At 66.8% G+C, this 4,158-nt stretch carries 4 protein-coding genes; all 4 read right to left on the bottom strand.

What is annotated here, in order from left to right:
• Positions 1 to 195, bottom strand: a 195-nt coding sequence (locus TY51_RS06410) for a flagellar basal body P-ring protein FlgI (RefSeq protein WP_042247395.1), incomplete at its 3' end; no start/stop codon positions are given.
• Positions 192 to 1,205 (bottom strand): hypothetical protein, encoded by a 1,014-nt coding sequence (locus tag TY51_RS06405; RefSeq protein ID WP_042247392.1) that lies wholly within the window; start codon positions 1,203 to 1,205, stop codon positions 192 to 194. The genes TY51_RS06410 and TY51_RS06405, both read right to left, overlap by 4 nt.
• Positions 1,206 to 1,207: 2 nt before the next feature.
• Positions 1,208 to 2,653 (bottom strand): flagellar hook-associated protein FlgK, encoded by a 1,446-nt coding sequence (flgK, locus tag TY51_RS06400; protein WP_042247390.1) that lies wholly within the window; start codon positions 2,651 to 2,653, stop codon positions 1,208 to 1,210.
• Between the two features lie 36 nt (positions 2,654 to 2,689).
• Positions 2,690 to 3,997: a flagellar hook protein FlgE gene (locus TY51_RS06395; RefSeq protein WP_042247387.1), complete on the bottom strand. Its 1,308-nt coding sequence runs from the start codon at positions 3,995 to 3,997 to the stop codon at positions 2,690 to 2,692.
• Positions 3,998 to 4,158: the final 161 nt, after the last annotated feature.

Below are 4,158 nucleotides of genomic sequence, written 5' to 3'. Positions count from 1 at the left end.
CAGCATCTCTTCGGTAAAGGGGGCGTTGCGCATGCCGTCGCCCGATCCGTCCAGACCGACCACCAGGCCATAGCCGACCAGGTCGTTGCCCCGCACACCGTCGAAATCGGCCAGATCCTTGATCCGCACCGGCACGGCCAGGGCCGAGGTCGCCACGGCCATCCACAGGATCAGCGCTTGCAGAACTGTCTTCATCGCAGGAAATCCACCAGCTTGAGGTTCGCAAGCCGCGCCTGGACCGCATAGAGCGATTCCAGCTGGCTTTGCACTTCGGTCAGGGCGGCCGCCGTCTCGAACGGATCGGCGCTGCGGATGTCGCTGCGCGCCCGTTCCAGCGTATTCAGGGTCGAGGTTCCGGTGACCTGCGCGCGTTCAACCGTCTGCTGGGCAAGGCCCACGCGCCCCATCTCTCCCAGAACGGCGCTGTCGGCGGCAACCATCAGGGCGCCCCCGGTGACCAGCAGTTCCCGGCGCTCGGCCAAGTTGCCCGCCAGCACGCCGCGATCCAGGATGGCGGCGGTCGCCAGACCCTTCAGCAGATCGCGCACCGGGCCGGACGCGCCGGTGGTCTGCATCTCGACGGCGACGCCGTCGCCGACGGCGATCCGCTGCGGCTGCCCCAAGGTCCCGTGATAAGCCATATCCAGAAACCCGCCACCCCCCGCAGGGGCATCGAACCAGTCCGACACCGCCTGCGCGATATCGGCGGCGGTCGTCATCGGCGCGACGATGGCCTGCAGACTGTCCAGGATGGTCGTCGCATCAGACAGGGGAACCACGTCGGACGCCTCTCCGGACATCAGATATCGGTTGCTGTTCGTGCCGTTCAGCCGCTGGATGACCGATTCGAAGGCATTGGCCACCTCGGTCGACCGGGTGCCCAGGAGGGCCTGGTCGTTGAACGGGTCGGTGGCCAAAGCCACGCCCAGCTCGGTCGTGCTCAGCCGGACGGCGTCGAACATGTCCTGCACCGCCTGCAGCCGGACGCCCGCATCCTTGCCGTTCTGGCGCAACTGTCCGACCAGCTGGATGCGGCTTTCGATCTCGTTCAGGGCGCGGGTGTTGCCACCGACGCGCTGGCCGACATCTGCGACCTGCCCGGACGCGACCTCCTGGGTCAGGGTGGACAGCGTCGTCTTGATCCGGTTCGAGGCGACCTGCAGCGCATAGGCACGGGCTTGGTCGCCGATACTGTTCAGGGTCACGGCTACATCCTCAGGATCTGGTTGATCATCTCGTCCACGGCGACAAGCACGCGGGCGTTGGCGGCATAGGACTGTTCGTATTGCAGCAGGCGCTGCATCTCGGCATCGCTGTCCACGCCCTCGGCCATCAGGCTGGAGGCGATGGTCGACTGGCGGCTGCTGCGGATGGTCAGGTCGGCCTCGGCCTCGACCCGCCGGGTCGACACCCGCGATTCGACTGCGCCGAACCGGGTGGTCATCGTACCGTTCCCCTCGAACCCGCTGCCCGCCTGCGCGGGACGCGAGGCGTCCAGCGCCTGGACCAGCGCGGAAAGGATGGCGGATTGGCCCGTCGGTTCGCCCGTGGCAGCCTGCAGGCCCGATCGCAGGCGCCACAGCTGCCCCCCCTGCCCCGGGTCGACCGTCGCATTCAGCGTAAGCCGGCCCGCCAATCCCACGACCGCGGCCGCAGTGGCGCGCGCGCCGCCATCGGTGAACAGCCCGGCATCCGCAGCACCCAATGTCGGATCGACCGTCGGATCGGCCATCCGCTGATGCAGGTCAAAGGCCATGTCGTCCAGTTCGGACTGCAATTGCGGGGCCAGTTGATCGCGGATCTGGAAGTTCGCGGCCAGCGATCCGCCGCCGAACAGGCGCATCTGCGCCGCGGTGATAGGCGTGCCGTTCAGGGTCAGCAGCTCCAGTGGCGCACCCACGACCTGGCCCGCGGTCACCTGGTCGGCGCCCGAAAAGCCAAGCCGTGCGGGCACGCTGCCATCCAGCAGCACCGCGCCCTCGGCGCTGAACAGGGCGACCTTGCCCGAATCGCGCGCGACCTCCTGGATGGGAATGATGCTTGCGATGCGGTCGATCACCTGCTGGCGTTCGTCCATCAGCGGCGTCGCATCCTTGCCGTCCGCATCCAGGACAGAGATGCGCGCGTTCAGATAGGCCACCCGCTCCAGCGAGGCGTTCACGGTGGCCACGTCCGACGCGATGCCCTGCTGAGCGGTACTGCGCGCGCCCTGCACCGCGGTCGACGCCGCGTTCAGTCGGTCCGCCAGGGCCGAGGCCGTGCTGACCACCTGCGACAGGCGGATCTCGTCATCGGGCCGCGTCGCCGCACTGCTGAGTGCCGACTGGAAATCGGTCAGCGCGCCGGAAAGGGAGTGCGTCTCTCCGGGAAGGCCGATGACCTTTTCCATCGACCGGTGAAACGACGCGCGTGCCGCACCGTCCCCCACCGCCGAGGCGGCCAGACGCGATTCGGACAACAGGCTGGAATTGACGATCCGGGTGATGCCGTCGATGCGCACGCCCCCGCCCTGCAGTTGTGCGGACACGACCATGTCGCGCCGGGCATAGCCGGGCGTCATGACGTTGGCGATATTGGACGCCACCGCTTCGGTCCCGCGCGCGGTGGCGGTCAGTCCCGACATCGCGTTCGATATCGCCTTGGCAATGCTCATGTCCGGCCTCCTTCACCCGACCCCCGGCGGGGCGGATCAGCGCTTGATGTTGGTGGTTTCCTGCAGCATCTCGTCGACCGTCTGGATGATCTTGGCATTCGACGAATAGGCGCGCTGCGTGGTGATCAGGTGTGTCAGCTCCTGGGCGATGTCGGTGGTCGACGCCTCGCGGGAATAGCCTGCGATCTCTCCGGTGGGGCCGGTGCCGGCGTCCCACAGAAAGAAACTGCCCGATTCGCGCGACGGCTTGTAGGCCTGACCCTCGACCGCCTCCAACCCATTGGGGTTGGACACATCCACGACCGGAACCTGGTACAGCGTCTTGACGAAGCCCGTGTCATAGGTCGCATTGACCCGCCCGACCTCGTCGATCTCGACCGAGACCAGCTGACCTGCCGGAGACCCGTTGCGGCTGATGTTGGATGGGGAGAAAGGCGCGGCCAGCTGCTTCAGACCGGTCGCGGCGCCGGGGGCGCCGATGAACAGCTCGATCTCGCTTCCGCCATTGTTGACGTCCAGCATGATCGTGCCCGTCGCTGCGTCATAGGGCGCGCCGGTGATGGGGGTCACGGTCGCCAGACTGCCGCCAAGGGCCTGGCTGTCGTCGAAGGTCACGCGAAAGCTGGACACCACGGCATTGGCGGAAGCGCTGTCGCGCACCTCGACGACCCAGCTGTTCGCCAGCCCCGTCGGGTTCGTCTGCTCGGGGGTGAACGTCATCTCAAGCCGTTCGGCCGATCCCAAATTGCCGAAATACTCGACCCGGACCGGAATTGCGCCACCGACACCATCGGGGCCTGTCTCCGTCGCGGGCAGGTTCGCCCCGATCTCGACCCGCGTGGTCGGATCGCTGACAGGACGGTTCGATTCGATCACGATCGGACGCAAAGCGCCCGGCGTATCGCGGGGAACCAGTGGCAGCGACCCGTCGGCAGCAGTCGGCCAGCCCATGAGCACCAGCCCGCTTTGCGTGCGCAGGATGCCGTTGGCGTCGGGCCGGAACGACCCCGTACGCGTCATCAGCATGGTGGGTTCTTCACCGCTGGTGGCGTCCGACAGCGTCGTCACCGGCAGCATGCCGCGCCCGGTCATCGCCAGATCCAGAGGATGCGAGGTTGTGACGATGGCGCCGTCCTGCATCACGACCCGCTGCGTCGAGGTGCGCACGCCCCCGGCGGTGTACAAGCCGCCCCCTTGGCCCACGATCATCGATTCGAACTCGGTCTCGACCCGCTTGTAGCCAAAGGTCGACGCGTTCGCGATATTGTCCGAGATGGTGCCAAGCCGCGACGAATTCGCGGCCAGGCCGGACACGCCGGCATTCATCGCAGAGGAGATGGACATGGACAGACACCCTTCTGATTTCGGTCTTGTCCGTACCCTGCCCCGTAACGCTTAAGATAAGGCTAACCGCGGCGCCTACCTGAGTAAAATCAGCTCTATCCGGTTGTTCAGCGGGTCCATCGGGTTGCCTTGGCGGTTCTTGCGGTCAGCATAGCCGCTGA

Source organism: Paracoccus sp. PAMC 22219, from assembly GCF_000787695.1.
GTDB lineage: Bacteria > Pseudomonadota > Alphaproteobacteria > Rhodobacterales > Rhodobacteraceae > Paracoccus.
Note: the sequence above shows the minus strand (reverse complement) of the source record. Positions and strands in the feature narration are given on the sequence as shown.

Bases quoted from the DNA above. Each gene is read 5' to 3' on its own strand.
- TY51_RS06395 (WP_042247387.1), bottom strand. From the start codon at position 3,997: ATGTCCATCTCCTCTGCGATGAATGCCGGCGTGTCCGGCCTGGCCGCG.
- flgK (WP_042247390.1), bottom strand. From the start codon at position 2,653: ATGAGCATTGCCAAGGCGATATCGAACGCGATGTCGGGACTGACCGCC.